The 22,878-nt window shown below is 62.8% G+C and carries 23 protein-coding genes and 2 tRNA genes; 12 read left to right on the top strand and 13 right to left on the bottom strand.

The features are described from left to right. Positions 1–60 precede the first annotated feature (60 nt). The 6 genes from QRN04_RS12365 to asd all read left to right on the top strand — a co-directional run bounded on the left by QRN04_RS12365 (position 61) and on the right by asd (position 6,199). Positions 61–2,310 carry an RNA degradosome polyphosphate kinase gene (locus QRN04_RS12365; protein ID WP_284976336.1) on the top strand — a complete coding sequence of 750 codons (2,250 nt, stop codon included), beginning with the start codon at positions 61–63 and terminating at the stop codon, positions 2,308–2,310. Between the two features lie 9 nt (positions 2,311–2,319). Further along, the gene (locus QRN04_RS12360; RefSeq protein ID WP_284976335.1) at positions 2,320–3,288 is read left to right on the top strand and encodes an NUDIX hydrolase; all 969 of its coding nucleotides are present in this window, start codon (positions 2,320–2,322) and stop codon (positions 3,286–3,288) included. A 59-nt stretch (positions 3,289–3,347) separates the two neighbouring features. After that, positions 3,348–4,151 carry a thymidylate synthase gene (locus QRN04_RS12355; protein ID WP_284976334.1) on the top strand — a complete coding sequence of 268 codons (804 nt, stop codon included), beginning with the start codon at positions 3,348–3,350 and terminating at the stop codon, positions 4,149–4,151. Then, a complete protein-coding gene (locus QRN04_RS12350; protein ID WP_284976333.1) occupies positions 4,148–4,750 on the top strand; it encodes a dihydrofolate reductase in 603 nt (200 codons plus the stop codon). The genes QRN04_RS12355 and QRN04_RS12350 overlap by 4 nt, the downstream gene beginning before the upstream one ends. Positions 4,751–4,760: 10 nt before the next feature. Then, positions 4,761–4,982: an NF038396 family protein gene (locus QRN04_RS12345; protein ID WP_284976332.1), complete on the top strand. Its 222-nt coding sequence runs from the start codon at positions 4,761–4,763 to the stop codon at positions 4,980–4,982. Positions 4,983–5,044: 62 nt separating this feature from the next. Continuing rightward, positions 5,045–6,199, top strand: coding sequence for an aspartate-semialdehyde dehydrogenase (gene asd / locus QRN04_RS12340; RefSeq protein ID WP_284976331.1), 1,155 nt, complete (start codon positions 5,045–5,047; stop codon positions 6,197–6,199). A gap of 2 nt (positions 6,200–6,201) precedes the next feature. Here the strand turns inward: asd and QRN04_RS12335 are convergent, their stop codons facing one another. Next, the gene (locus tag QRN04_RS12335; protein ID WP_284976330.1) at positions 6,202–7,347 is read right to left on the bottom strand and encodes a winged helix DNA-binding domain-containing protein; all 1,146 of its coding nucleotides are present in this window, start codon (positions 7,345–7,347) and stop codon (positions 6,202–6,204) included. Between the two features lie 84 nt (positions 7,348–7,431). On the opposite strand from QRN04_RS12335, the gene QRN04_RS12330 reads away from it, so the two are divergent. Next, a complete protein-coding gene (locus QRN04_RS12330) occupies positions 7,432–7,911 on the top strand; it encodes a hypothetical protein (RefSeq protein WP_284976329.1) in 480 nt (159 codons plus the stop codon). 30 nt (positions 7,912–7,941) lie between these two features. Here the strand turns inward: QRN04_RS12330 and QRN04_RS12325 are convergent, their stop codons facing one another. The 5 genes from QRN04_RS12325 to QRN04_RS12305 all read right to left on the bottom strand — a co-directional run bounded on the left by QRN04_RS12325 (position 7,942) and on the right by QRN04_RS12305 (position 11,195). Further along, entirely contained in the window at positions 7,942–9,009 is a 1,068-nt protein-coding gene (locus QRN04_RS12325) for a UDP-N-acetylmuramate dehydrogenase (RefSeq protein WP_284976328.1), read from the bottom strand. A gap of 85 nt (positions 9,010–9,094) precedes the next feature. Next, positions 9,095–9,541: a MaoC family dehydratase gene (locus QRN04_RS12320; RefSeq protein ID WP_284976327.1), complete on the bottom strand. Its 447-nt coding sequence runs from the start codon at positions 9,539–9,541 to the stop codon at positions 9,095–9,097. Between the two features lie 2 nt (positions 9,542–9,543). Beyond that, positions 9,544–9,993 carry a MaoC family dehydratase N-terminal domain-containing protein gene (locus tag QRN04_RS12315; protein WP_284976326.1) on the bottom strand — a complete coding sequence of 150 codons (450 nt, stop codon included), beginning with the start codon at positions 9,991–9,993 and terminating at the stop codon, positions 9,544–9,546. A gap of 9 nt (positions 9,994–10,002) precedes the next feature. Continuing rightward, positions 10,003–10,227 (bottom strand): DUF3188 domain-containing protein, encoded by a 225-nt coding sequence (locus tag QRN04_RS12310; RefSeq protein WP_284976325.1) that lies wholly within the window; start codon positions 10,225–10,227, stop codon positions 10,003–10,005. Between the two features lie 104 nt (positions 10,228–10,331). Next, complete coding sequence (locus tag QRN04_RS12305) at positions 10,332–11,195, bottom strand: HpcH/HpaI aldolase/citrate lyase family protein (protein ID WP_284976324.1); 864 nt, start codon at positions 11,193–11,195, stop codon at positions 10,332–10,334. 370 nt (positions 11,196–11,565) lie between these two features. Here QRN04_RS12305 and QRN04_RS12300 point away from each other — a divergent pair, with 370 nt between their 5' ends. From QRN04_RS12300 to QRN04_RS12285, 4 genes are read left to right on the top strand one after another with little or no spacing between them, the layout of a single operon-like run. After that, positions 11,566–12,612, top strand: a complete 1,047-nt coding sequence (locus QRN04_RS12300) for an ABC transporter substrate-binding protein (RefSeq protein WP_284976323.1) — start codon at positions 11,566–11,568, stop codon at positions 12,610–12,612. 2 nt (positions 12,613–12,614) lie between these two features. Further along, complete coding sequence (locus QRN04_RS12295) at positions 12,615–13,505, top strand: ABC transporter ATP-binding protein (RefSeq protein ID WP_284976322.1); 891 nt, start codon at positions 12,615–12,617, stop codon at positions 13,503–13,505. Further along, positions 13,505–14,422 (top strand): ABC transporter permease, encoded by a 918-nt coding sequence (locus QRN04_RS12290; protein WP_284976321.1) that lies wholly within the window; start codon positions 13,505–13,507, stop codon positions 14,420–14,422. Before QRN04_RS12295 ends, QRN04_RS12290 begins: the two co-directional genes overlap by 1 nt. A 29-nt stretch (positions 14,423–14,451) precedes the next feature. Continuing rightward, positions 14,452–15,399, top strand: a complete 948-nt coding sequence (locus QRN04_RS12285; protein WP_284976320.1) for a TauD/TfdA dioxygenase family protein — start codon at positions 14,452–14,454, stop codon at positions 15,397–15,399. A gap of 74 nt (positions 15,400–15,473) precedes the next feature. Here the strand turns inward: QRN04_RS12285 and QRN04_RS12280 are convergent, their stop codons facing one another. Next, complete coding sequence (locus QRN04_RS12280) at positions 15,474–16,433, bottom strand: aldo/keto reductase (RefSeq protein WP_284976319.1); 960 nt, start codon at positions 16,431–16,433, stop codon at positions 15,474–15,476. 23 nt (positions 16,434–16,456) lie between these two features. Further along, positions 16,457–18,217, bottom strand: a complete 1,761-nt coding sequence (locus tag QRN04_RS12275) for a glycoside hydrolase family 13 protein (RefSeq protein WP_502868793.1) — start codon at positions 18,215–18,217, stop codon at positions 16,457–16,459. 105 nt (positions 18,218–18,322) lie between these two features. On the opposite strand from QRN04_RS12275, the gene QRN04_RS12270 reads away from it, so the two are divergent. Continuing rightward, positions 18,323–19,525 (top strand): ROK family protein, encoded by a 1,203-nt coding sequence (locus QRN04_RS12270; protein ID WP_284976318.1) that lies wholly within the window; start codon positions 18,323–18,325, stop codon positions 19,523–19,525. 23 nt (positions 19,526–19,548) lie between these two features. Here QRN04_RS12270 and QRN04_RS12265 read toward each other — a convergent pair whose 3' ends face one another. The 5 genes from QRN04_RS12265 to QRN04_RS12245 all read right to left on the bottom strand — a co-directional run bounded on the left by QRN04_RS12265 (position 19,549) and on the right by QRN04_RS12245 (position 22,808). Next, positions 19,549–21,120 carry a Na+/H+ antiporter gene (locus tag QRN04_RS12265; protein ID WP_284976317.1) on the bottom strand — a complete coding sequence of 524 codons (1,572 nt, stop codon included), beginning with the start codon at positions 21,118–21,120 and terminating at the stop codon, positions 19,549–19,551. Between the two features lie 162 nt (positions 21,121–21,282). Beyond that, positions 21,283–21,939 (bottom strand): NAD(P)H-binding protein, encoded by a 657-nt coding sequence (locus QRN04_RS12260; protein ID WP_284976316.1) that lies wholly within the window; start codon positions 21,937–21,939, stop codon positions 21,283–21,285. Between the two features lie 62 nt (positions 21,940–22,001). Then, positions 22,002–22,075: transfer RNA gene (locus QRN04_RS12255), tRNA-Met, on the bottom strand. A gap of 61 nt (positions 22,076–22,136) precedes the next feature. Further along, positions 22,137–22,208: transfer RNA gene (locus tag QRN04_RS12250), tRNA-Thr, on the bottom strand. Between the two features lie 117 nt (positions 22,209–22,325). Then, on the bottom strand, positions 22,326–22,808 hold the full coding sequence (locus QRN04_RS12245) for a LysM peptidoglycan-binding domain-containing protein (protein ID WP_284976315.1): 483 nt from the start codon (positions 22,806–22,808) through the stop codon (positions 22,326–22,328). Between the last annotated feature and the right edge of the window lie 70 nt (positions 22,809–22,878).

The following is a 22,878-nucleotide window of genomic DNA, read 5'->3' as shown; positions in this document are numbered from 1 at the left end:
CCACAGGGCAATTGCTTGTAATGTGGGAGGGAAACCCAGTCCTGAGCTTAGGAGAGACCCATGCAGCCGGACACCGTAGGCGCCGCAGGATCGATATCGACGGGAGCTACGCTACCCGCACGCTTCGGATCCTCGGAAGTGCCAGCCTCCAGGGCCACCCAGGACCGTATCGACATCCCTGAATTCGCACCCAGCCCCGAACCGGAAGGCGACATCTCACCGGATCGCTTCCTGGACCGGGAGCTGAGTTGGCTCGCTTTCAACTCACGCGTCCTCGAATTGGCGGAGGACCCGGACCTGTTCCTGCTGGAGCGCGTCAGCTTCCTGTCGATCTTTGCCTCCAATTTGGACGAATTCTTCATGGTCCGGGTGGCCGGGCTGAAACGACGCATCGCCACCGGCTTGGCAGTCCCCTCTCCCGCAGGTTTGAGCCCCATCGAGGTTCTGGAAAAGATCGGGGAGGAAGCACACAGACTCACCGAACGCCATGCGCGCGTCTTCGCCGAGCAGATCCGCCCGGCCCTGGCGTATGAGCACATCCACATCATGCACTGGAACGAACTCGATGAGGACGCACGCCAGCGCATCAGCATCATGTTCCAGGAGAAGGTCTTCCCCATCCTGACCCCCCTGGCTGTGGACCCTGCGCATCCGTTCCCCTACATTTCCGGCCTGTCCCTGAATCTCGCCGTGATTGTCAGCAATCCCATCAGCGACAAGGAACTCTTCGCCCGCGTGAAGGTCCCCGACCAACTTCCCCGCCTCATTTCGGTGGATGGGCCGCGGGCCGGTGCGATTCCTGGCCGCGTTGCCCGTTTCATCGCCCTGGAGGAAGTCATCGCCGTCCACTTGGACAAGCTCTTCCCCGGCATGGAGGTTTTGGAGCACCACACCTTCCGCGTCACCCGGAACGAGGACTTGGAAGTCGAAGAGGACGACGCCGAAAACCTCCTGCAGGCGCTGGAGAAGGAACTCCTGCGCCGGCGTTTCGGCCCTCCCGTGCGCCTTGAAGTCACCACGGATATCAATCCCAACATCAAGGCCTTGCTGGTCCGCGAGCTGGGGGTGGAGGAGTCCGAGGTCTACTCCGTTCCGGCACCCTTGGACCTTCGCGGCTTGTCCGCCATCGCCGCGATCGACCGCGCGGATCTGCACTACCCCAAGCACGTACCGCACACCTCGAGGTACCTGAACGAGTCCGAGACGTCCAAGGCGGCCAACGTCTTCGCCGCCATGCGACGCCGAGACATCCTGCTGCACCACCCCTACGATTCGTTCTCCACCTCCGTGCAGGCGTTCCTGGAGCAAGCGGCGGCCGATCCCAAAGTTCAGGCCATCAAGCAGACGCTGTACCGGACCTCCGGGGACTCCCCCATCGTCGATGCCTTGATTGACGCCGCCGAGGCCGGAAAACAAGTACTCGCCCTGGTGGAAATCAAGGCACGTTTCGACGAGCAAGCCAACATCTCCTGGGCACGGAAGCTCGAGCAGGCCGGCGTCCACGTCGTCTATGGCATCGTCGGCCTAAAGACACACTGCAAACTCTCCCTGGTGGTGCGCCAGGAAGTGGACGGGCTCCGCCGCTACTGCCACATTGGCACCGGCAACTACCACCCCCGCACTGCCCGGTATTACGAAGACCTCGGGTTGCTCACAGCGAACGAGCAAGTGGGCGAGGACCTGTCCAAGCTGTTCAACCAGCTCTCCGGCTACGCACCCAAGTCCACGTTCAAGCGATTGCTCGTTGCCCCGCGATCCGTGCGGGCCGGCCTGATCGAACGGATCGAAACCGAGATCCGCAACGCCCGTGCCGGCATCCCCGGCAGGGTCCAGATCAAGGTCAACTCCATGGTGGATGAGGCAATTATCGACGCCCTGTACCGGGCATCGCAGGCCGGCGTCCGCGTCGACGTCGTGGTCCGCGGCATTTGCTCGCTGCGCCCTGGCGTCCCGGGGCTCAGCGAGAACATCACTGTGCGTTCCATCCTTGGCCGTTTCTTGGAGCACTCCCGCGTCTTCGCCTTCGCTAACGGCGGCGAACCGGTGGTGTACATCGGTTCCGCGGACATGATGCACCGCAATCTAGACCGCCGCGTCGAAGCCCTGGTGCAGCTGGCCAGCAAGGAAGATACCGCCACGGTAGTGGACCTGATGCGGCGCTACGTGGACGACGGAACGGCGAGCTGGCATCTGGACAACCAAGGCAATTGGACCAGGCACCATTTGGACGCGGACGGCAAGCCGTTGCTGGACATGCAATCCTGGCTCTTGGCTTCCCGATCCCGGCAGCGCGCCGCCACCCGGCTGTAAAGGACCCAGTTGAACAGCGATACGCCCGTGGCGGATCAGACGGACCATCCCGGCGAGCCCATTGCGGTAGTAGCCGCCGGGGCCATTCCTTGGCGGATCGTCAATGGCCACTTGGAAGTCCTGCTGATCCACCGGCCCCGGTACGACGATTTCTCGTGGCCCAAAGGCAAGCTCGACGCCGGCGAAACAGTCCCGGAGTGCGCAGTGCGTGAGGTCCGCGAGGAGATCGGCCTCCAAGCAGGTTTGGGCATTCCGCTGCCACCGATCCACTATCACGTGAACGCCGGCCTCAAAGTCGTCCACTACTGGGCGGTCAAAGTCAACGGCGCACCTCTTCGACCAGATGGCAAAGAAGTGGACAGCGTCATGTGGTGCACACCGGACAGGGCTGCCAAGTACCTCAGCAACCCCACCGACATCGAGCCGCTGGAGTACTTGGAGAAGGCCTACGTGCGAGGCGAACTCGATACATGGCCGCTGGTGCTCATTCGCCACGCCAAGGCCAAGCCTCGTTCCTCATGGACCAAAGCGGAGGGCGACCGCCCGTTGGCGGCCACGGGGCAGCGCCAGGCAGCGGCTGTGCGTCGGCTTTTGGAGGCTTGGCGGCCCCAACGTGTGGTAACCAGCCCGTGGCTCCGTTGCGTTGCAACGATCGCCCCCTACGCCAAAGCCAGCGGAGCCAAAGTCAAGCTGTCCGAGGCCCTCACCGAGCACCATCATCAGCGTTCTCCGAAGAAGACCGCTGCAGCCGTTGAAGCACTGTTCGACAAGCAAGTTCCGATAGCTGTTTGCACCCATCGCCCGGCGCTGCCGACGGCACTCAAACAACTTGGCCGGCACATGTTGCCGGAGCTGCGGGCCTTGCTTCCGACGTCGGACCCGTTCCTGACCCCCGGAGAGGTGATTGTGTGCCAAGTGGCCCGCGGGGCAGAGCGGAAGATTGTCTCCGTGGAGCAGATCAGGCCGTTCGACGACTAGTGCTGCGGTTAGCCCGGGTCAGCGCGTAGACCCCGGTTGTTGACTAGTAAGCTGGACCCGTGAGCATCCCCACTCCCTATGAAGACCTCCTCCGCGACGTTATGGCCAACGGCACCCACAAGTCGGACCGCACCGGAACCGGAACCCGCAGCGTCTTTGGACGTCAATTGAGGTTCGATCTCGCCCGGAGCTTCCCGCTGATCACCACCAAGCGGGTTCACTTCAAATCCGTGGCGGTGGAACTGTTATGGTTCCTTCGCGGCGAGTCGAACGTGAGGTGGATGCAGGAACAGGGCGTGTCCATTTGGGATGAATGGGCGGACGCCGATGGTGAACTTGGACCCGTTTATGGGGTGCAGTGGCGCAGTTGGCCCACCCCTGACGGTGGCCACATCGACCAGATCGCTGATCTCATGGCCAACCTGGCCTCGAATCCGGACTCACGGCGACACATCGTGTCTGCCTGGAACGTCTCCGAACTCACTGACATGGCTTTACCCCCCTGCCATGCCTTCTTCCAGTTCTATGTTGCCGATGGCAAGCTTTCCTGCCAGTTGTACCAACGCTCCGCCGACACTTTCCTCGGCGTCCCGTTCAACATCGCCTCCTACGCCCTCTTGACGCTGATGGTGGCCCAGCAGTTGGGCTTGGAGCCCGGTGAATTTGTGTGGACCGGCGGCGATGTCCATGTCTATGACAACCACGTAGACCAGGTCACGGAGCAGCTGAGCCGCGAGCCGTACGACTACCCGCAGTTGAAGATCCTCCGTAAGCCGGACTCCATTTTCGATTACAAACTGGACGACTTCGAAGTTGTTGACTACCGCCACCACCCCACTATCAAGGCGCCGATTGCCGTATGAGTAACGCTTCCTCTTCTGACTCTCCTTCGCCGCTTTCCGGCGTCACATTCGCGCAGGAAATCTCTGCGCGCATGAACGGGATCGGCATGGTGTGGGCCCAGACAGCCGCGGGCGTGATCGGCAAGAACGGCACAATGCCGTGGTACGTACCCGAGGACCTCAAACACTTCAGCCAGCTCACGTCCGGCCACCCCGTCATCATGGGCCGCAAAACGTGGGAGTCGTTCCCCGAAAAATACCGGCCTCTTCCGGGACGCACCAACATCGTCGTGACCCGGAACTCCGGGTGGGCGTCCGCGCATGAGGCGGAGGGCGTCGTCGTGGTGTCATCTTTGGACGCCGCGCTGCTCGAGTCGCAATTCGCACCTGGTTGCGAGCAGGTGTGGATTATTGGCGGCGCCGAAATCTTCGAACAGTCCATGGGCATCGCCAACGTTGCGGTGATCACGGTCATCGACGGCGATTTTGACGGCGATACTTTCGCGCCTCAGCTCGGCGCGGACTGGTCCCTTGAAGGTGCGGCGCCCAGCGAGGGCTGGCTGACCGCCGCAAATGGCACAAACTACCGGTTCACCGCGTTGCGCCGGACGGACAGCTAGGAAACCCGGAATGTTGAAAAAACCCGAGACCCTTTTCGTCCTGGGCTACATGCTGCTGCCGTTGCTGGCACTCCTCTCGGCTATCGTGGGCCTGACCATGATCCTGGGTGGCAATAGGATCGCGGGGATTATTGTGCTCGTGGTAGTAACCCAGGTATTTACGTTCGGTTCCTTCTTTGCGTTGCGCCAGCGCAAGGCCGCCATGCTCCAAGAGCGCGACGCCGGTCAGTAGCCAGCCAGCGCACGTGACGTAACGGACAGCGGCGGCTGGTTCCGAAAGTTTAGACTGGGTGCATGACTACAGCAGCTAATCCGTCCGTTGGACTGGTCGGTTGGCGTGGCATGGTCGGTTCCGTCCTGATGCAACGCATGCAGGAAGAGAACGACTTCGCCAACATCAACCCGGTATTTTTCTCCACCTCGAACGCGGGAGGTGCCTCCCCTTCGTTCCTGAACTCCACCGAGGGCGACGCCGGCAACCTCCAAGACGCGTTTGACATTGAGACGCTTGCCAAGCTGCCGATTATTGTTACCGCCCAGGGCGGCGACTACACCAAACAGGTCCACGGCGAACTGCGCAGCCGGGGTTGGGACGGCCTCTGGATCGATGCTGCCTCAACGCTTCGCATGAGCGATGATTCCATCATCGTGCTGGACCCCATCAACCGCGATGTCATCGACGCCGGCCTTTCCGGCGGCGTCAAGGACTTCATCGGCGGCAACTGTACGGTTTCGTGCATGTTGATGGGCCTCGGCGGCCTATTCAAGAACAACCTGGTTGAGTGGGGCACCTCCATGACCTACCAGGCTGCTTCCGGCGGCGGTGCCCGCCACATGCGTGAGCTCCTGAACCAGTTCGGCACGCTCAACAACGAGGTCAGCAGCGAACTGGATGATCCCGCGTCCGCGATCCTTGAAATCGACCGCAAAGTACTCGCCGCGCAGCGCAACGGCGTGGACGCCACGCAGTTCGGTGTTCCCCTGGCCGGTTCCCTGATTCCTTGGATCGACGCTGACTTGGGCAACGGCCAGTCCAAGGAAGAGTGGAAAGCGGGCGTCGAGACCAACAAGATCCTTGGCACCGGCAAAGGCACCGCGGGCAAGGAACACATCGCCATGGACGGCCTGTGCGTCCGCATCGGAGCCATGCGCTCCCACTCCCAGGCCCTCACCCTCAAACTCCGTGAAGACCTGTCCGTGACGGAGATCGAGAACCTCCTCGCCAAGGACAACGAGTGGGCCAAGGTGGTTCCCAACACCAAGGAAGCCTCCATGGCCGAGCTGACTCCTGTCGCCGCTTCCGGCACCTTGGACATCCCGGTGGGCCGAATCCGGAAGCTCGAGATGGGGCCTGAATACATCAGCGCCTTCACAGTGGGCGATCAACTCCTCTGGGGTGCCGCCGAGCCGCTCCGCCGCATGCTCAACATTGCGACAGGCAAGCTCTAAATTTAGCCGGCCATGAACCTCACGTAGGCGCGGCCCTGAGCCTCGAAGGAACGCTGAGCAGCCGGACTGAGTTTCCCGGTGAACGGCTCTGGAATTGCGCTGACCGTTTTGCCGCTGACCGTCCGGGACCAGGTCCCCACCACTTCTCCTCCGGAGACGATCATGCGCTTGAAGATGCCGTTGTTCCCCGGCACCACCAGGCCTGCATACTCGGGGGCCAAGACCAGACTCCGGTCCTGGTACCCGAGGAGGAATTCGTCGAACCCGGGAAGTGCCAGCAACGTGCGGGAGCCGGGAACGCCGTCGTCGAGCAATTGCGCGACTTCGGGAGAAAGCCAATAACTGGTGCCTTCGAAGGGCAACTCCACCAGTTGCTCCCGTACCACGGTAAGCGCCCGACGAGCCTCCGTGAGCGGCACTTGGCTCCACCAGGAAAAGTCGCGCACCGTCGCGGGGCCGTGACTGCGGAAGTAGCGGAACATGAGCTCAGCTATCCCTTCTTCGCGCCCGAGGCTCCTGGACTTGGGAATCCAGTCGTCGAAAGGGACGAACAGTTGCTGCGCGCCCGCCTTCCCGTTGCCCGCCTTGCCGCTGGCGGCCATGGGTCCTTGGACCAGCCAAGCCCGCTGGCACAGGCTCGCCACCAAATGGATGCCGCGCTGGGCCTTGGTGATCTGGCCGGCGTCCTCAAAGGCGGCGAAAAGCTGCTCGCGGGTGGCCCCGGGGGTGCCATCGCCTGCCTTGAGGGCTTCGCAGGTCTTGAAGGCGATGTCCCGGCAGTGACTGATGTCCTCGGGCGTGATGTCCAGCTCCCGGTGCCGCCCTGCTACTACTTTCATGAGTCGGCCACTGGTGATGGCAAGTATCCAGCGTAGGTCCTCGGGGGCGAGCAGATGCAGTGTCCCGCGCATCGGCCAGGAACGCACCACAGCTCCGCTATCCAGGGCCGCACGAACGTCTGACGCCGTGGTGCCGCGAGAGCGCTGGCCCACGGCCCACAGGGCGGAACCAAGGTCCTGCGCTTGGATACATGCCATCCATCGGACGGCGTCCGGAACGGGTCGGGAACCGCCACCCAACAGGCCATGGCTCACGAGCCGCAAACGGCCCATGACCCGGGGAGTCAAGCTGCTGGAGGCAGGAGGCATGCTCCATCCTAAAGCCCTAGCATCTACAGCGAACCTTGCCGCGTCTCACAGCGGCCTTCCAGCACAGCCTCATAGGATGAGGGAATGCTTTTTGGTGACCTAGCTCCGCAGGTGCGGCCTCTCAGCCGGCGGCTGGCAGCCGCGGGCTGGCTCTGCACCGTCGTCGGGCTTGGCATGGGACTCATCGTTGCGGTCGGGACGGGTGTCAGCCTGTCTGCCTCGATGCAGGCGATCCAGACCGCCAGCCTCGTCGCAACCGCGTCAGCTGCGCTGCTCATCGGCACCGCGGCCCTCAGCCAGCCCATGGCCGACCGGGACAGCGCTTCCCCCGAGCCGTGGTTCTATCCGGCCGCCGCAGCGCAGGTCCGGAGCTTCCTTTTGGGTTCGGTGGTCATGCTGTTGGGTTTGGTCGGATTCGCGATGGCCGGGCTTTTCATGCCCAGCGGACCGTCGCCACAAAGCATTGCGTTCAGCCAGATCTTCCTCTTGGGCTCCGTCAGCTGCGGCCTGACGTTCCTTTTGCTGAACAAGGTGTTGCCGATCGCCGAACGCCGGGCCCGCTAGCGCAGCCCGCGTAACGGCGTTCGAGGGCCGCTAGAGTTCGACGCCGATCAGCAGCGGCTCAGGATGCAGCTCAATACCAAACCGATCCACGACGCCGGCCCGCACTTCGCGCGCGATCGCCAGCATGTCCGCCGTCGACGCCGAGCCGCGGTTGGTGATTGCCAAGGTGTGTTTCGTGGAGAGGGAGGCCCTGCCTCCGGTGACGCTGGATTCTTCCAAACCGAAGCCCTTCCCGAACCCTGCATGATCAATCAGCCACGCCGCGGAGAGTTTCACCAGCCCGTCGGAACCTGCCGGATACTTGGGCGCGTTTTCCGGCAAATGCGCAGCTTGTTCGGCCGGCACGATGGGATTGGTGAAGAACGAACCCGTTGAATAGGTGTCGCGGTCGGCCGGGTCCAGGACCATTCCTTTGGACGCACGCAGCCGCAGGACCGCCCTCCGCACGTCGTTGGAATAAGCCCTTTTGCCGACCTCGACACCAAGAACCCGCGCCAGTTCGGCGTAACGGATCGGTGCGCTCATCCTTCCCAAAGCCAACTGGAACTCCACCGTCAGCACAACGAATCGTGGCGAGCCATCAATGGTGGTCTGCTTCAGGATGGAATCGCGATACCCGAACTTGAGTTCGGAATTGGTGAAGGTCCGGATGGCATTGCTGTCCCGATCCCACGTTCGCACGGCGGCGATGGTCTGCGACACGTCAGCGCCGTATGCGCCCACGTTCTGAACAGGCGTGGCCCCGGTAGCACCCGGTATCCCGGATAACGCTTCCAGACCGGACCAAGCATGAAGCACTGTGTACTCAACCAAGGCGTCCCAGTTGTGTCCTGCCTGGACCACGACCGAAGCCCCGCCGCAGCTATCCTCCGAATTGACCTCGACGCCTTCGGACGCAATCTGCACCACGGTGCCGGGGTATCCCTCATCAGATATCAGCAGGTTGGAGCCGCCGCCGATGATCAGGAGCTTCTCGCCCGCGGCATCTGCAGACCGCACGGCGTCGATAATCTCGGCCTCGGTCCGGGCCAGCACGAACTTGCTTGCTGGCCCACCAACGGCGGCCGTGGTCAATTCGGAAAGCAGGGTCTGAGTCACCTGTTAAGCCTAACGGGCAGTCCGGGGCCGCGCTGACGGAACTCCGCCGTGCACAAGTCCAAGTCCATCCGTCTGGGCTACGTCGTCAGTTGGCTGACGCAACCTTCACGATCGCCTGCGACTTCATCAGTACTTTCTGGCCCGCAGCCATGACTGTCAGATCGATGCGCGCGGTGCGGGCTTCGGCGTCGAGCGCCCCCACCGTAGCTGTGACGTCGATGACCGCACCCGCTTCGCTGGTCCCGGTGGTGTCAGTAACGAGGACAGGCTTGGTGAACCGGGTCTGGTAATCGACGACGGCGGCAGGGTCGCCTGCCCAGTCGCTCACCAGTTGCACAGCGGCACCCATGGTGAACATGCCGTGGGCAATGACGCCCGGCAGCTCCACTGAAGTGGCGAAGGCCTCGTTCCAATGAATGGGGTTGAAGTCCCCCGATGCTCCTGCATATTTGACCAGGTCCTGGCGGGTAACGTCGATGCTGCGGCTGTCGATTTCCTGGCCGACCGTGAGTTCTTCGAATGTGGGGCTCATGGTTACTGTCCCTCTCCTCGGACCAGGATGGATGAGGTGGTGGTGGCAACCTTTTCGCCCTCGACGGTGGAAATCTCGGAGCGCGTGGTGATCATGGCCCCGCCGCCCATGGCCCGGACGCCGTCGACGTGCAGTTCGGCCACGAGCCGGTCGCCGGCCACGATGGCACGATGGTGGGTAAACCGCTGGTCAGCGTGGACCACGCGGGAAAAGTCGATGCCGGCATCAGGGTCCTGCACCAGTTGGGCGTCGGCACGCTGGGCAACAATGATGGCGAATGTTGGCGGTGCTACGAGGTCCTTGTGGCCGAGGGCCTTGGCTGCCTCGACATCGAAGTGGGCCGGGTTGGTGGCCTTCACAGCTTGGGCGAACTCACGAATCTTTTCGCGGCCGACGTCGTATACCTCTGCGGCAGGGTAGCTGCGGCCCTGCAAGTCCGGATTGATACTCATGCACCAACCCTACTTCTTGTAGGTCTTGCGGATTTGCTGGCCGCGGACCACCAAACCCCCCACGTGCAATAGCAGCCCGACGCCGATGACCGGAAGGGAAGCCAATGCCATGCCTTGGTTACCGGAGGTGTTTCCCACAATGGAGAGGACAAGCCCGACGGCGATAAGCCCCATTGCGCTGAAGACCAGCACTTTGTAGGAGGTTGGGGCCGTGGCCCAGAATTCGTTCAGCACCGTCCAAGTCTACCGGCGCCCCGCGAGGGGTTGGCTCTCGCGCCTATGACGCACGCTTTCAGCCGAGAGCCCGCCCCTCGCGAAAAGGACGTGGATGGAGTGGCCTATAGGGAGGGCTGGACTCCAAAAGCCACCGCGAGCTTCATGATCTTCTCTGCCCGGCCCAGGCGCGGGAGGTCGGATCCATCACGGATAACACGGCCGTTGGCCTCGAAGTCGTGCATGAAGTCAGTTGCCCACGCAACGTCCGACGGGGTGGGGCTGATGACCTCGTTGATCACAGTGGTCTGGTCGATAGCCAGGCATAGCTTGCCCGTCATGCCCATGGTCACGGTGATGCCCGTCTGCTCACGCAAAATGGGGTGGTTGGTCCCGACGGTGGGCCCATCAATAGGGCCGGGCAGGTTGCCTACGCGGCTGGCGACCACGAGCTTGGCCCGCGGGTAGGCCATAGCCTCCGGGGTGGCGGCCATGCCCGTATCGCGGCGGAAGTCGCCGGAGCCGAACGCGAGCCGGAAAGCACCCTGCGCCTTGGCGATGTGGTTGGCTTCCTCGATGCCGAGGGCCGACTCCACCAACGGGATCACGGGGGTCTTACCGTCCATGCGGTGGAAGGACTCGGTCACCTGGTCAGCGGATTCGGTCTTGGCCAGCATGACGCCGAGCAGTCCCGGGGTGCCGCGCAGTCCGGCGAGGTCATCGGCCCAGAACTTGCTGGTGGCGTCATTGATGCGGACCCAGGCCTGGCCACCGGCGGTCAGCCAGTTCACGACGTTTTCGCGAGCGGCGTCCTTCTGGGAAGGGTCAACAGCGTCTTCGATGTCAAGGATGATGGCGTCTGCCCGCGAACCCGCGGATTCGTCAAAGAGCTCCGTTTTCATGGCGTTCACAAGGAGCCACGAACGGGCAATGTCGGCGGGAATGTTGCGGGTTGGCCGAATGGATTCGGCGGCGATGCTAGACGTCATGTATCTACCGTATCCGGCCAGCGGGTCACACGGCGAAGAAATCCGCCCGGTTGTGAGGATCAATACGAACTAAACCCCGTATGACTGTCGGGTCCGGCAGTATGAACGCCCGACGACGGCCCGCGCCACTCATTTCGGCCCACCCGTCGTACTTCTTCATCGCGGTCAATCCGGCGTCTTTGTGTCTTTCGATTGCCGGGAATGGCCCAACATTTCGCCCCGTTTCGGGCTGTTTCGCAGCGTTTCCGGGGGTTACCGAGCCGCTTCCCACCCGGCACCACCATGGGCTTTGATCGTTCCCAAGCCGTCGCTCACGTCCGGCCCACCCAACCATCATCATCCCCATCATCCCCATCGAAAGTAGCTCCCCATGAAACTGCATCTACCCCTGCTAAGCGTCGCGGCCGCCGTCGTACTAGCGCTGACGGTGAGTGGCTGCGGCGGCGCTGCCGACGCCGGGCAAGGCAATCAAAGCGGCGCCGAAGTCAAGGAACTGCGCTACCAAGGTTCAGCAAACCAAGTCACCTTCCCGGAACTGGCTCAGGACCTCGGATACCTGGGGGACGTCAAGCTGAAGTGGGTAGGCAACACTACCAGCGGTCCCCAAGACATACAGTCCGCGGCAACGAACCAAACCGACTTTGGCGGCGCCTTTACCGGTGCCGTGGTCAAGCTCGTCGAAGCCGGAGCACCCGTGAAGGGCGTCATCAACTACTACGGCTCCGACGAGAAGAACTTCAGCGGCTACTACGTGAAGTCAGACAGTCCGATCAAGAGTGCACGCGACCTGATCGGCAAGAAGATCGCCGTGAACACGCTCGGCGCGCACCACGAAGCAGTCATTGACACCTACTTGGCCAAGAGCGGCTTGAGCCCGGATGAAATCAAGCAGGTTCAACTGGTTCCGCTGGCGCCGAACGACACCGAGGAAGCCATCCGGCGCGGCCAAGTTGACGCGGGAACGCTGGGAGGCGTGCTCCAGGACCATGCGCTCGCCACTGGTGGCCTGCGTTCCTTGTTCAGTGACTTCGGGCTCTTCGGCACCTTCGCCGGTGGGCAGATTGTGCTCCGCAACGACTTCATCCAGCAAAACCCCGGCACCACCCGCACTTTCACCACGGCAGTAGCCAAAGCCATCAAGTGGGCTACTGAGACCCCTCGCGATGAAGTGATTGCACGGTTCACCAAGATCATCGAGGGACGTGGGCGTAACGAAAGCACAGCCAACCTGAAGTTCTGGAAGAGCCCGGGAGTCCCGGACAACGGCGTGATCCAGGATGCAGACTTCACACGCTGGGAGAACTGGCTCACCACGTCGGGGATCGTCAAGGGCAACCTGACGCCGTCAAAGTACTACACCAACGAGTTCAACGAACTGGCCGGCACTGCTGGCCAAAGTTCCGCGAAGAAGGGATAGCCATGTCCGTGAAGATCAGCCTCAAAAATGTCAGCAAGGAATTCACGGTCCGGGCCACCAAGACCACCAGCGCCACCCGGCTCACCGCCGTCGACTCCCTGAGCCTGGACATCCGCGACGGCGAGTTCCTTACCTTGGTGGGCCCCAGCGGGTCAGGCAAGACCACCCTCTTGGACTTGCTCGCCGGCCTCTCGAGTCCCACCTCCGGCGAAGTGCTGGTGGACGGCAAACCCGTGACCGGGCCGGGAAAAGACCGCGCAGTGGTGTTCCAGCAGTACGCCCTGTTTCCTTGGCGGACGGCGTCAGCCAACGTCTCGATCGGACTCGAAGGAACGGGCCCGGACGGCAAGAAATTGACCCGCCGCCAACGTGCCCGGAAGGCCAGTGAATACCTCGGGCTTGTTGGGTTGGCGGGGTTCGAAGACCGATACCCGCACGAACTGTCCGGCGGGATGAAACAACGCGTGGCCATCGCACGAAGCCTGGCCTACGAACCTGATGTCCTGCTCATGGACGAGCCTTTTGCAGCCTTGGACGCCCAGACCCGCGAGCAACTGCAGGATGAACTGCTGCGGATCTGGCGGGCCACCGGCAAGACCATCGTCTTCATTACCCACGGTATTGATGAGGCGGTATACCTCGGCGAGCGCGTTGCAGTGCTGAGCGCCCGTCCGGGCCGGCTCAAGGAGATCGTGGACATCAACATCCCGGACCGCGACGGCGACGAAGACATCCGTTCGAACCCCGCCTTCGTGGAGCACCGCCACCAGGTCTGGACCCTCCTGCACGACGAAGTCCGGCGCGCGCAAGATGCGGGCCACCGGAAAATCCTGCCGGACGGCAGCGCGCCGGACGAGCCCGCAGTCACCGCCACAGAGAGGAGCGCAGCCTGATGAGCAGCACGCTGACCCAAACACCAGCCGGACCAAAGGCGGCCAGTACCGCAAGCCCCCATGCCGACGTCGAACGTTCCGTTCTGCTGGAACCAACACAACGCACGACGCCGGGCCTCACCGCGGTGCGGGGGGCGGCCGCGGCGGCGGGTTCGGTGGTGTGGAAAGCCGCCGGCATCCTGGCGTTCTTAGCGCTATGGGAGCTGGGACCGACGTACTTGGCCAGCGCGTCCACCCGGGTGTTCCTCCCTCCCTTGCATGAGGTGCTCTTGGCGTGGGGTCGGCTCTACGAAACCGGCACCATCCAAGGCCACATCGTGGCGAGCCTCACCCGTTCAGTGGCGGGCTTCGGCGCGGCGCTGGTGGCAGGTGTCTCATTGGGCTTGCTGATCGCTTGGTACGGGCGGCTGAACTCGATCCTGAATCCGCTGCTGGAACTGTTCCGCAACACCGCTGCCTTGGCCCTGCTGCCCGTGTTCACGTTATTGCTCGGTATCGGCGAGGAATCGAAGATCAGCATCGTGGCGTACGCGGCGTTCTTCCCGGTTCTCCTCAACACCATTGCCGGCGTAAAAACGGTGGATCCGCTGCTCATCCGAGCGGCACGGTCTTTGGGGCTCAATAGTTTCCAGCTTTTCCATAAGGTCATCCTGCCCTCGGCCGTACCGACGATCTTCACGGGGATCCGCATGGCCGGAACGGCATCGATCCTGGTCCTGATCGCTGCGGAAATGGTGGGGGCCAAAGCCGGGCTGGGCTATTTGATCGTGAACGCTCAAAGCAGCTTCCTCATCCCCGACATGTATGCGGGCATCCTCACGGTGTCCCTGCTCGGGCTCGGTGTGAACTTCCTGCTGGTCGCCCTTGAGCGGCACTTCTCCCGCTGGCGCACCGCCGTCGGCGCCACAGCTTCCTAAACCATCACAACAAAAGTAAGGAAAGAACCATGACAGTCATTACCGAAACCACACTGGAATTCGCGAAGCTTGGCTCCCGAATCGGCGCAGAAATCCGTGGGCTGGACATCAGCGGCGACCTCAGCGCTGACACCGTTGGCCAGATCCGGGCCGCGTTGAATGAGCACAAGGCACTGGTTTTCCGTGAGGCAAACATCCTCACGGATGAGGCACAGGTGGAGTTCGCTTCGCATTTCGGCCCGTTGACCAAGGCCCACCCGACTGTGGCATCAGTGGACGGCGAGGAGAATGTCCTGCCCGTTGACAGCGAAAACGGCTCGGCCAACAACTGGCACACGGACGTCACCTTCGTGGTCAACCCCCCGCAGGCTTCAACTCTGCGGAGTATCGACCTGCCCGCGTACGGTGGCGAGACACTGATTGCGTCATCAGCCGGCGCCTACCGGGACCTCCCCGAGGAGCTTCGCAATTTCGCGGACACTTTGTGGGCCATCCATACCAACGACTACGACTACTCGGTTCCCAAGAACCTGGAGCATGCCAATGCCGAGGAGCGGCGTAAGGAGTTCACCCGTTTGAAGTTCGAAACCGCCCACCCCGTGGTGCGCGTCCACCCCTTGACCGGCGAGCGCGGGTTGTTCATTGGGGGCTTCGCGCAGCGGCTCAGGATCGTGGGCTTGTCCAACACGGAGTCCAGGGACATCATCCGGCTGCTCCAGGCGTACGTGACCCGTCCGGAGAATGTGGTCCGCGTGAACTGGGAGCCGAACCAAGTGGTTCTCTTCGATAACCGCATCACGCAGCACTATGCTCCGGACAACTACGACGGACAGCCCCGCAAGCTGAACCGCGTGACCATCGCCGGTGATATCCCGGTCAGTATCCACGGCAAACCGAGCCAGGCCCTCCAAGGCGATTCGAGCACATACTCGGTGGTGGCCCCTGTGGATTCGGTCGCTGCGCCTGCTGCCCTGTAGAGCCGAAGTAGCACGCGTGTGTTGCCCTAGGCGCGAATCCCCTGACCGCTGACCCGTCTGGTGCGGGTCAGTGGTTAGGGGATGTTGCTGCCGCGAGCTGTAACCCACAGGCCGTACCACTCGGCGCGCGACATGGCGCGGGCCACCGAGGCGGCGTCCGCGCAAGCCTTTATCCGATCCGGGTTGGTGGTGCCCACTACCGGTGAAATCCCGGCCGGGTGCTTCATCAGCCAGCCCAGCAGCACGGACTCGGGCGTGGTGCCCTTTTCTTCGGCCAACCGTTCAAGCATCCCTGCGGTAGCCGATTCAGCGGGTGACATCCCTGAGGACCCCGCTCCCGTGTAACGCCCCTGCGCCAAGGAACCGTACGCCTGAAGCTCAATTCCCCGGGCCATGCAGTGTTCCATGGTCCCGTGCGGGAAGCTGTATTCCTGCCCTTCCACGTGGTTGACCAGCACAGTGCTTTCCAGCCAGTCCCTGCGCAGCAGGCTCATCTCCAACTGGTTCACCGCGATGGGTACCTCCAGCTGGTCTTGGAGGAAGGCGATCTGCGCGCCGGACATGTTCGATACACCCAGCTGCCGCACCTTGCCTTCAGCCATCAATTGCCCGACGGCGCCCGCCACCTCATGGGGGTCCATCAGCGGATCGGGCCGGTGCAGGAGCAGTACGTCGGCGTAGTCGGTGTGAAGCCGTGTCAGGCTATCGTTGACGCGTTCAAGAATGGCTTCCCGGCTGAGGTCGTAGTGCGTGTCCAGCCCACGCTCCCCCAACCTGATCCCACACTTGGTTTGCAACTGGATTTCCTGGCGCAACCCTTGCGAACGGGAGAGGACTTCCCCGAACACGGCCTCGGACTTTCCGCTGCGATAGATGTCCGCGTGGTCGAAAAGCTCGATGCCGATGCCCCGTGCGGCTTCAATCGCCGCGGCCGCCTGGTCGATCTCCGCAGCGCCGTAGGATGTGCCCTCCCACGGTCCGCCGAGCCCCATGCAGCCATAGATGAGGCGTCCCCGCCCGTTCGCAGTTGTCATTGCGTCAGTATTCTCCGCGTTCCCTAGGCCTTGCTGACGATCCAGGCAGTGGTGTCTGCGGGCAGCTTTCCATCCGAGAGCGGACCGCTGCTCACAACTACCTCGCCTTCCGGGAGGTCAACGGGATCCGAGCCGAAGTTCGTGACCGTGTGCCAGCCTCCTGGGCGGCTGAAGTGCAGCACGTCCTGGTTGCCGGTTTCCAGCCATTCCAGTTCTTCATCCGTCTGGAGCTCGCTGCGCAGGCGCAGGGCCTTACGGTACAGCTCCAGCGTGGAGCCCTCCACGCCTTCCTGCGTGGAAACAGCGTAGTCGGCGAACCATGCAGGCTGGGGCAGGTGAGCGGAGCCGGCACCGAATCCGAAGGACGAACCATCCGGTGTCCAAGGCAGCGGAACACGGCACCCGTCACGGCCGATTTCCACTCCCTTGTTCCTGAAGAAGGACGGGTCCTGGCGCTCTGAGTCAGGAATTTCCGCCACTTCACGCAAGCCGAGCTCCTCGCCTTGGTAAAGGTACGCGGAGCCTGGCAGCGCGAGCAGCAACAGCGTGGCGGCGCGGGCGCGACGCAAGCCAAGTTCGACGTCGAGCTCTTCGGCGGGCGCACCGGCGAGAAGCCAGCCCTTGCCGTCCTGCCCCTTGGGCTCTCCGCCCGTTACATCCTGCGCCGCGTTGGTGCCCTGGGCAGTGGAACCGCCCTTGGGCAGCCCGTAGCGTGTGGCGTGGCGGACGACGTCGTGGTTGGAGAACACCCAGGTGGACGATGCGCCCGATTCCTTGGCGGCCACCAGGTTGTCGGTGATGATTTTCCGGAACGATGTGGCGTCGAAGTCGGACTGCAACAGGTCGAAGTTGAAAGCCTGCCCGAGGCCCTCAGGGCTGGCGTAACGCGCGCGACGGGACTCGTGGACCCATGCTTCGGCCACGGCGGTCCGGGGCGGGTTGTACTCGTTGAAGAGCTTGCGCCACTCGGCGTAGACCTCATGGACCTCGTCCCGGTCCCAGAACGGGTGCGATCCATCGATGAAGCCATCGGTGCCGTGGGCCTTTGCTTCGAGGTCCGCCTTCATGGGCAGCGGCTCCGAGAGGTCTTTTGCCATGCCATGGGCCACGTCGATGCGGAATCCGTCTACGCCACGGTCGGACCAGAACCGCAGGGTCTTCAGGAAGTCCTCGCGGATTTCCGGGTTTTCCCAATTGAAGTCCGGCTGTTCCTTGGCGAAGATGTGCATGTACCACTGGCCGGGCGTGCCGTCCGGTTCCGTGATGCGCTCCCAGATGGGTCCTCCAAATACAGAGTCCCAGTCCGACGGCGGCAACTCACCGTTCTCGCCGCGGCCATCGCGGAAGATGTAGCGGTCCCGGGCAGCGGAGCCCTTGGGAGATGCGAGGGCTTCCTTGAACCATTCGTGCCGGTCCGAGGAGTGGTTGGGGACGATGTCCACCACGAGTTTGATACCCGCCGCGTGCAGTGTTGCGGCCATCTCATCGAAATCTTCAAGGGTGCCCAACTTGGGGTCAACGTTGCGGTAATCATCGACGTCGTAACCGCCGTCGGCCAGTGCCGAGGGGTAGAACGGGCTGAGCCAGACGGCGTCGATCCCTAGCTCCTGGAGGTACGGGACCTTTGCAGTGATGCCTTTGAGGTCACCGAGACCATCGCCATTGGCGTCGTAGAAGCTGCGCGGGTAGATCTGGTAAACCGCTGCCTGGCGCCACCATTTCGGATCGGCCATTCGCGCGGATCGCTGTGCGTCGGTGAGTGTTGCCAAGGGTGTGGTGGACAAGATGATTCCTTTTCGTGTGTCTTTGTTTTCTCGTAGATTTGATTTAGATTCTAAATAAAGCTCCTTAAGTATTATCTGGCGCGGGCAGAGAGAGGTCAACACTCCATGGCAGAAGCTTCCGCAGCGACTCCGCAGCTGCTGCGCCGGGTCAACGCAGCCGCCGTGCTCGGCGTCGTGCGGAGCTCCGGCGTCGTTACCGTGACTGAGCTCATGGAAGCCACCGGCCTCACCCGCGCCTCGGCACTGTCCGTGTGCGAAGACCTGATGAAACGTGGGTGGATACGGGAAGTGATGGTGCCCCGCGAGCCCGCCACCTACCAAAAAGGCCGGCCGGCGCGCAGGTTCGCGCTCGATGAGACCGCAGGCTTCGTGGTGGGCGTGGATGTCGGTGCGCTCAAAGTGACCGTGGTGGTGGCCGATCTCAGGGGCGACACCATCAGCCGCGCCAGCGAACCCTTCGCCCACATGCGGATTTCATCCCAAGAACGCATCGACACGATCAACCGCACCGCGTTGCAGGCTTTGGACGACGCCGGGGCCAGTCCGTCGAGGGTCCTCGCCGCCAGCGTCGGGATTGCGGCGCCGGTTGACCGCACCGGCAAAGTCCTGGCGAGCCAACAGTTTTGGCGGCAGTTCGACGTCGGACTCCGCACCGCACTGCACGACCTCCACGGGTGGGAGGTACTGCTTGAAAATGACGCCAACCTGGCCGCGCTCGGAGAACGGTGGCGGGGCTCGGCAGTGGGCGTGGACGACGTCGTGGTGCTGCTGGCCAGCGAGCGCCTGGGCGCGGGCTTGGTGGAAAACGGACGGCTTCTGCACGGCAGCCACGGTGCAGCGGGTGAAATGGCCTACCTGAACCTTGTTGAAGGAGTGGGCGACACCCACGGTATTGCTGCGTTGGCAAGGATCTGGGCCACCGAGCAACTGGGCCTGGGGGCCGCGACCTCGCTCCGCTCGTTGCCCCCCGGACACACGGTGACGGCCGAGGATGTGTTTGCTGCCGCGGCGGCCGGTGATGTGGTCGCCGTCGGACTTATCGAGCGCCTGGCCGAACGCCTGGCCCGGATCGTTGCCACGGTTGCCACTATCTATAACCCGGACCTTGTGGTGGTGGGTGGCGCCGTGGCTGAGTCAGTAGCGGGTATGCTCAACGCCGTCGCCGCCAAGATCCCGGCACACACCGCCACTCCCCCGCGGCTCGCGGCCTCCACCCTCGGCGACACGGCCGTGACCGTGGGTGCCGTGCGATGCGCCCTGGACTACGTGGAGGCGCATTCGCTGGACCTTAAACTCGTTCGAAGCTAGGGAAACTGGTTCGAAGCTAAGGACTAGTCCGGCATCGTCATGGTGCGCAGGTCCAACTGCCGGAGAACACGGTCGGCAATTTCAGGGTCGGTGCCGGGCTCGCTCCGAGCCGCCACCACTTCCTGGCGGGCCGCATCCAACGCGATGGTCTGCACGGCCACGGATAGTTCCCGTCCCCTCTTGAGCTTCTCCACCACAGGCTTGTTGTGAAGATCGTCGCCCAGCAACTCCGCCTGCAAGCGGCGCATCCGTTCTTTGACTGACGCCACTTTCTCTGCAGGAAGTTCCTTCATCAGATCGTGCTCCTTCAACGCGGCCACAGCCGCGGACTGGGCACGCCTGGCGAGGAGCCGGGCAGCATCGTGTTCGTAGGAACCGTCCTCCCTTGCATTGAGTACCCTCATCAGCCAGGGCAACGTCAGGCCCGGCAGCACCAGGGTGGCCAGGAGCACTGCACAGGCAATGACCAGGATCTCGTGGCGGGCCGGGAAATCGCTGCCGTCAGGCAGGGTCAGTGGAAGGGCCAAGGCCAGTGCCAAGGTGGCGAGCCCCCGCATGCCGCACCATGTCAGGATGAGCACTTCCTTGGGCGATGTTGGCTGCAGGAGGTTCCGGCGTCGGCGTGCCGTCAAGGCAAGCACACCCAACCACAGGTAGCGCACCACGAACACCAGGAGGCAGGTGGTCACGGCCATTCCGACCATGCCGAAAATTGCCGTCCCTTCATCATGGATCACATGGCGGATTTCCAATCCCACCAATCCGAACGCCAGTCCCGTAACCAGTAGTTCCACCACGTCCCAGAAAGCGGTCCTGGTCAGGCGTTCGGCGGCATCCTGCGGTCGCGCGTGGCGCTGCAGCTCCAAAGCTGTCACTACCACTGCCACGACACCGGAGGCGTGGAGCTCTTCGGCAAGGATGTACGCGGCGAAGGGAACCACCAATGTCACGGCGCTCCGGGCAACCATCGATGCAACGAGCTTGGTGATGACCTTGGTCAGGAAACCCATGGCGATACCGATCAGCACCGCGACGGCGGCTCCGACCACGAACTGCCAGATGATGCCGGGCCCAACGTTGTTGCCCGAGACGGTGGCAGCCACTGCTGCTTGGAAGATGACAATTGCCGCTGCGTCGTTGAAAAGACCCTCACTCTGAAGGACAGTGGTCAACCGCCGGGGCATATGCACCCGACCGGCCACCGATTCGACGGCAACGGGATCAGGCGGAGCCACCATCGCTCCCAGGGCGATTGCTGCGGGGATGCCGATGCCCGGAATCATGAGCCACGCAGCGCCGGCAACAACGGCGGTGGAAATCACCACCAGGGCCACGGCTAGAAGGAGGAGCGTGCGCCACCGCACGCGGAACACCGCCCACGAACTCTTCTGGGCGGTCGCGAACAGCAAGGGTGGCAGGAAGATCGGAAGGATCAACTCGGGCGCTATTTCGAACTCCGGGAAGCCGGGGATGAAAGTCAGCGCCACAGCCAGCAGGAGCATCAACACCGGATATGGCAGCCGGAGCCTGTCTCCCAAACCGACTGCCACCACTGTTGCCAGAAGCAACCCGACAATGAGCGCCAACTGATCCATAGTCCTGCTTCCCCGAACGGCCGAAAGTTGCTGCGCCCGGCACGAGGCACTGAGCGCAGGCTACCTACAACTTATCGCGGGCAACTTATCGCGGGGGCACCAGCCCATGGTTGTCGCTGACCGTAGTGCCCCAGGATAAGAGTGCCGCAGGAGCCGGGCCCGCTATGCCGCGGTGAGGGCATCCACTACGTCGTCCGATCCGTCAGTGAAGGTGATGGTTTGATGGATGGTCTCCGGTAGCTCCAAGACCGCGGCCACCACCAAAGCAACGTTTGCGCGCGAGGTATGAGTATCCTCGCCCGAATTGTCAGGGTTCCGTTCGATCAACCCCGTCGCCGGCTCATCCGTCAAGGCCCCTGGCCCAAGAACAGTCCAATCAAGCCCCGTGCCGCGCAGGTAATCGTCCGCCGCGGCCTTGGCTTGGGCATAGGCAAAGAACGGGTGGCTCGGAGGAACTCCATGATCCTTGGCCGAACCGATGTACGACACCATCACATAGCGGGCCACACCTGCCTCGGCTGCTGCATCCATGGAACGGATCGCGGCGTCACGGTCCACGGCATACGTCCTGTCCGGGTTGCCCCCACCGGCCCCGGCTGACCAGACCACGGCGTCGTGGTCCTTCAGCGCTTGGGCGAGTTCCGCCGTCGTCGCATTTTCCACGTCGAGCACTTGGGCAGACGCACCGGTCTCCGTGATGTCCGGCACATGATCCGGATTTCGGACGAAAGAGGTCACGTCGTGACCTTCGTCACTGAGGATGCGGGACAGGTGCAGGGCCACTTTGCCGTGGCCGCCTATGATTGCAATTCGGCTCATGGACCCATTCTGTCCCAAGAAACAAAAAACCCCGCAGGGATTCCTGCGGGGTTTTTTCTCTGTAGCGGTGGGGAGGCTCGATCTCCCGACCTCACGATTATGAGTCGTGCGCTCTAACCAACTGAGCTACACCGCCACGAATGAGAAAAACCTGTGTCAAGCCGGTCAAAACCGCCCTGACACAGGCTCCCATTCAGAGCCCCCCACCGGAATCGATCCGGTGACCTCGTTCTTACCAAGAACGCGCTCTACCACTGAGCTAGGGGGGCAACGAGTAAATACTCTACCGGACGTTTTCGGATGCTACAAATCGGCTAAAAAGCAGGGAAAATCGCTCCCGACACAATTTGACAGGACCAGATTTTCCGATGGCTAAAAGGAAGAAATCAGGGCAGCCGCAGCACTTGGCCCGGGTAGATGTGGTCCGGATTCGGAACGGTGTCCGCGTTGGTTGCGATCAACGCCGTGAGGTCCACTCTGAACTGCGCTGCGATCCCGCCCATGGTATCGCCAGGCTCCACCACAACCTCAGTAACCCGCTTTGCATCCGGGCTGTCCTGGGCAGCACCGGAGCCGTTTGGGAATGCCCCGTGGGCTTGCTCCACCTCTTGGGCTTCTTGGGCCTCTTCGGAACCATCGATGTCCGCCTCCGTCTGGCGGGCCGCCTGCATCCCCGCGACGTCCGCAGCTTCCTGTTGAGAAGCAGCCTCGGCGGCTGCAGCCTCGGTTGCGGACCGGTCCTCCTTGGAAACCTCGACGGCGGCAGTATCTTCGGCAGCCTGCCGTGCCCCGCCTGCGTGTCCCTTACCGGCCAGCCCGAGATTCCTCTTCACCTTGTCCAGCAGTTTCACATTGTCCAGTAGTCCCATGGAGTCCTCCTGCTTTAGATTGCAGCGTGCACCGTTCCGGCCTCCTTCGATCCTACGGCGGTGCCCCCAC

Source organism: Arthrobacter sp. efr-133-TYG-104, from assembly GCF_030208915.1.
In the GTDB taxonomy this organism is placed as follows: Bacteria; Actinomycetota; Actinomycetes; order Actinomycetales; family Micrococcaceae; genus Arthrobacter.
This window is presented reverse-complemented; position numbering and strand designations above follow the sequence as displayed.

Coding starts and splice junctions, on each gene's coding strand:
- QRN04_RS12320 (WP_284976327.1), bottom strand. CDS start 9,541: ATGAGCCCCACATTCGAAGAACTCACGGTCGGCCAGGAAATCGACAGC.
- QRN04_RS12330 (WP_284976329.1), top strand. CDS start 7,432: ATGCTTTTTGGTGACCTAGCTCCGCAGGTGCGGCCTCTCAGCCGGCGG.
- QRN04_RS12270 (WP_284976318.1), top strand. CDS start 18,323: ATGGCAGAAGCTTCCGCAGCGACTCCGCAGCTGCTGCGCCGGGTCAAC.
- QRN04_RS12290 (WP_284976321.1), top strand. CDS start 13,505: ATGAGCAGCACGCTGACCCAAACACCAGCCGGACCAAAGGCGGCCAGT.
- QRN04_RS12345 (WP_284976332.1), top strand. CDS start 4,761: ATGTTGAAAAAACCCGAGACCCTTTTCGTCCTGGGCTACATGCTGCTG.
- QRN04_RS12315 (WP_284976326.1), bottom strand. CDS start 9,993: ATGAGTATCAATCCGGACTTGCAGGGCCGCAGCTACCCTGCCGCAGAG.
- QRN04_RS12300 (WP_284976323.1), top strand. CDS start 11,566: ATGAAACTGCATCTACCCCTGCTAAGCGTCGCGGCCGCCGTCGTACTA.
- QRN04_RS12285 (WP_284976320.1), top strand. CDS start 14,452: ATGACAGTCATTACCGAAACCACACTGGAATTCGCGAAGCTTGGCTCC.
- QRN04_RS12265 (WP_284976317.1), bottom strand. CDS start 21,120: ATGGATCAGTTGGCGCTCATTGTCGGGTTGCTTCTGGCAACAGTGGTG.
- asd (WP_284976331.1), top strand. CDS start 5,045: ATGACTACAGCAGCTAATCCGTCCGTTGGACTGGTCGGTTGGCGTGGC.
- QRN04_RS12365 (WP_284976336.1), top strand. CDS start 61: ATGCAGCCGGACACCGTAGGCGCCGCAGGATCGATATCGACGGGAGCT.
- QRN04_RS12350 (WP_284976333.1), top strand. CDS start 4,148: ATGAGTAACGCTTCCTCTTCTGACTCTCCTTCGCCGCTTTCCGGCGTC.
- QRN04_RS12280 (WP_284976319.1), bottom strand. CDS start 16,433: ATGACAACTGCGAACGGGCGGGGACGCCTCATCTATGGCTGCATGGGG.
- QRN04_RS12295 (WP_284976322.1), top strand. CDS start 12,615: ATGTCCGTGAAGATCAGCCTCAAAAATGTCAGCAAGGAATTCACGGTC.
- QRN04_RS12305 (WP_284976324.1), bottom strand. CDS start 11,195: ATGACGTCTAGCATCGCCGCCGAATCCATTCGGCCAACCCGCAACATT.
- QRN04_RS12245 (WP_284976315.1), bottom strand. CDS start 22,808: ATGGGACTACTGGACAATGTGAAACTGCTGGACAAGGTGAAGAGGAAT.
- QRN04_RS12260 (WP_284976316.1), bottom strand. CDS start 21,939: ATGAGCCGAATTGCAATCATAGGCGGCCACGGCAAAGTGGCCCTGCAC.
- QRN04_RS12335 (WP_284976330.1), bottom strand. CDS start 7,347: ATGCCTCCTGCCTCCAGCAGCTTGACTCCCCGGGTCATGGGCCGTTTG.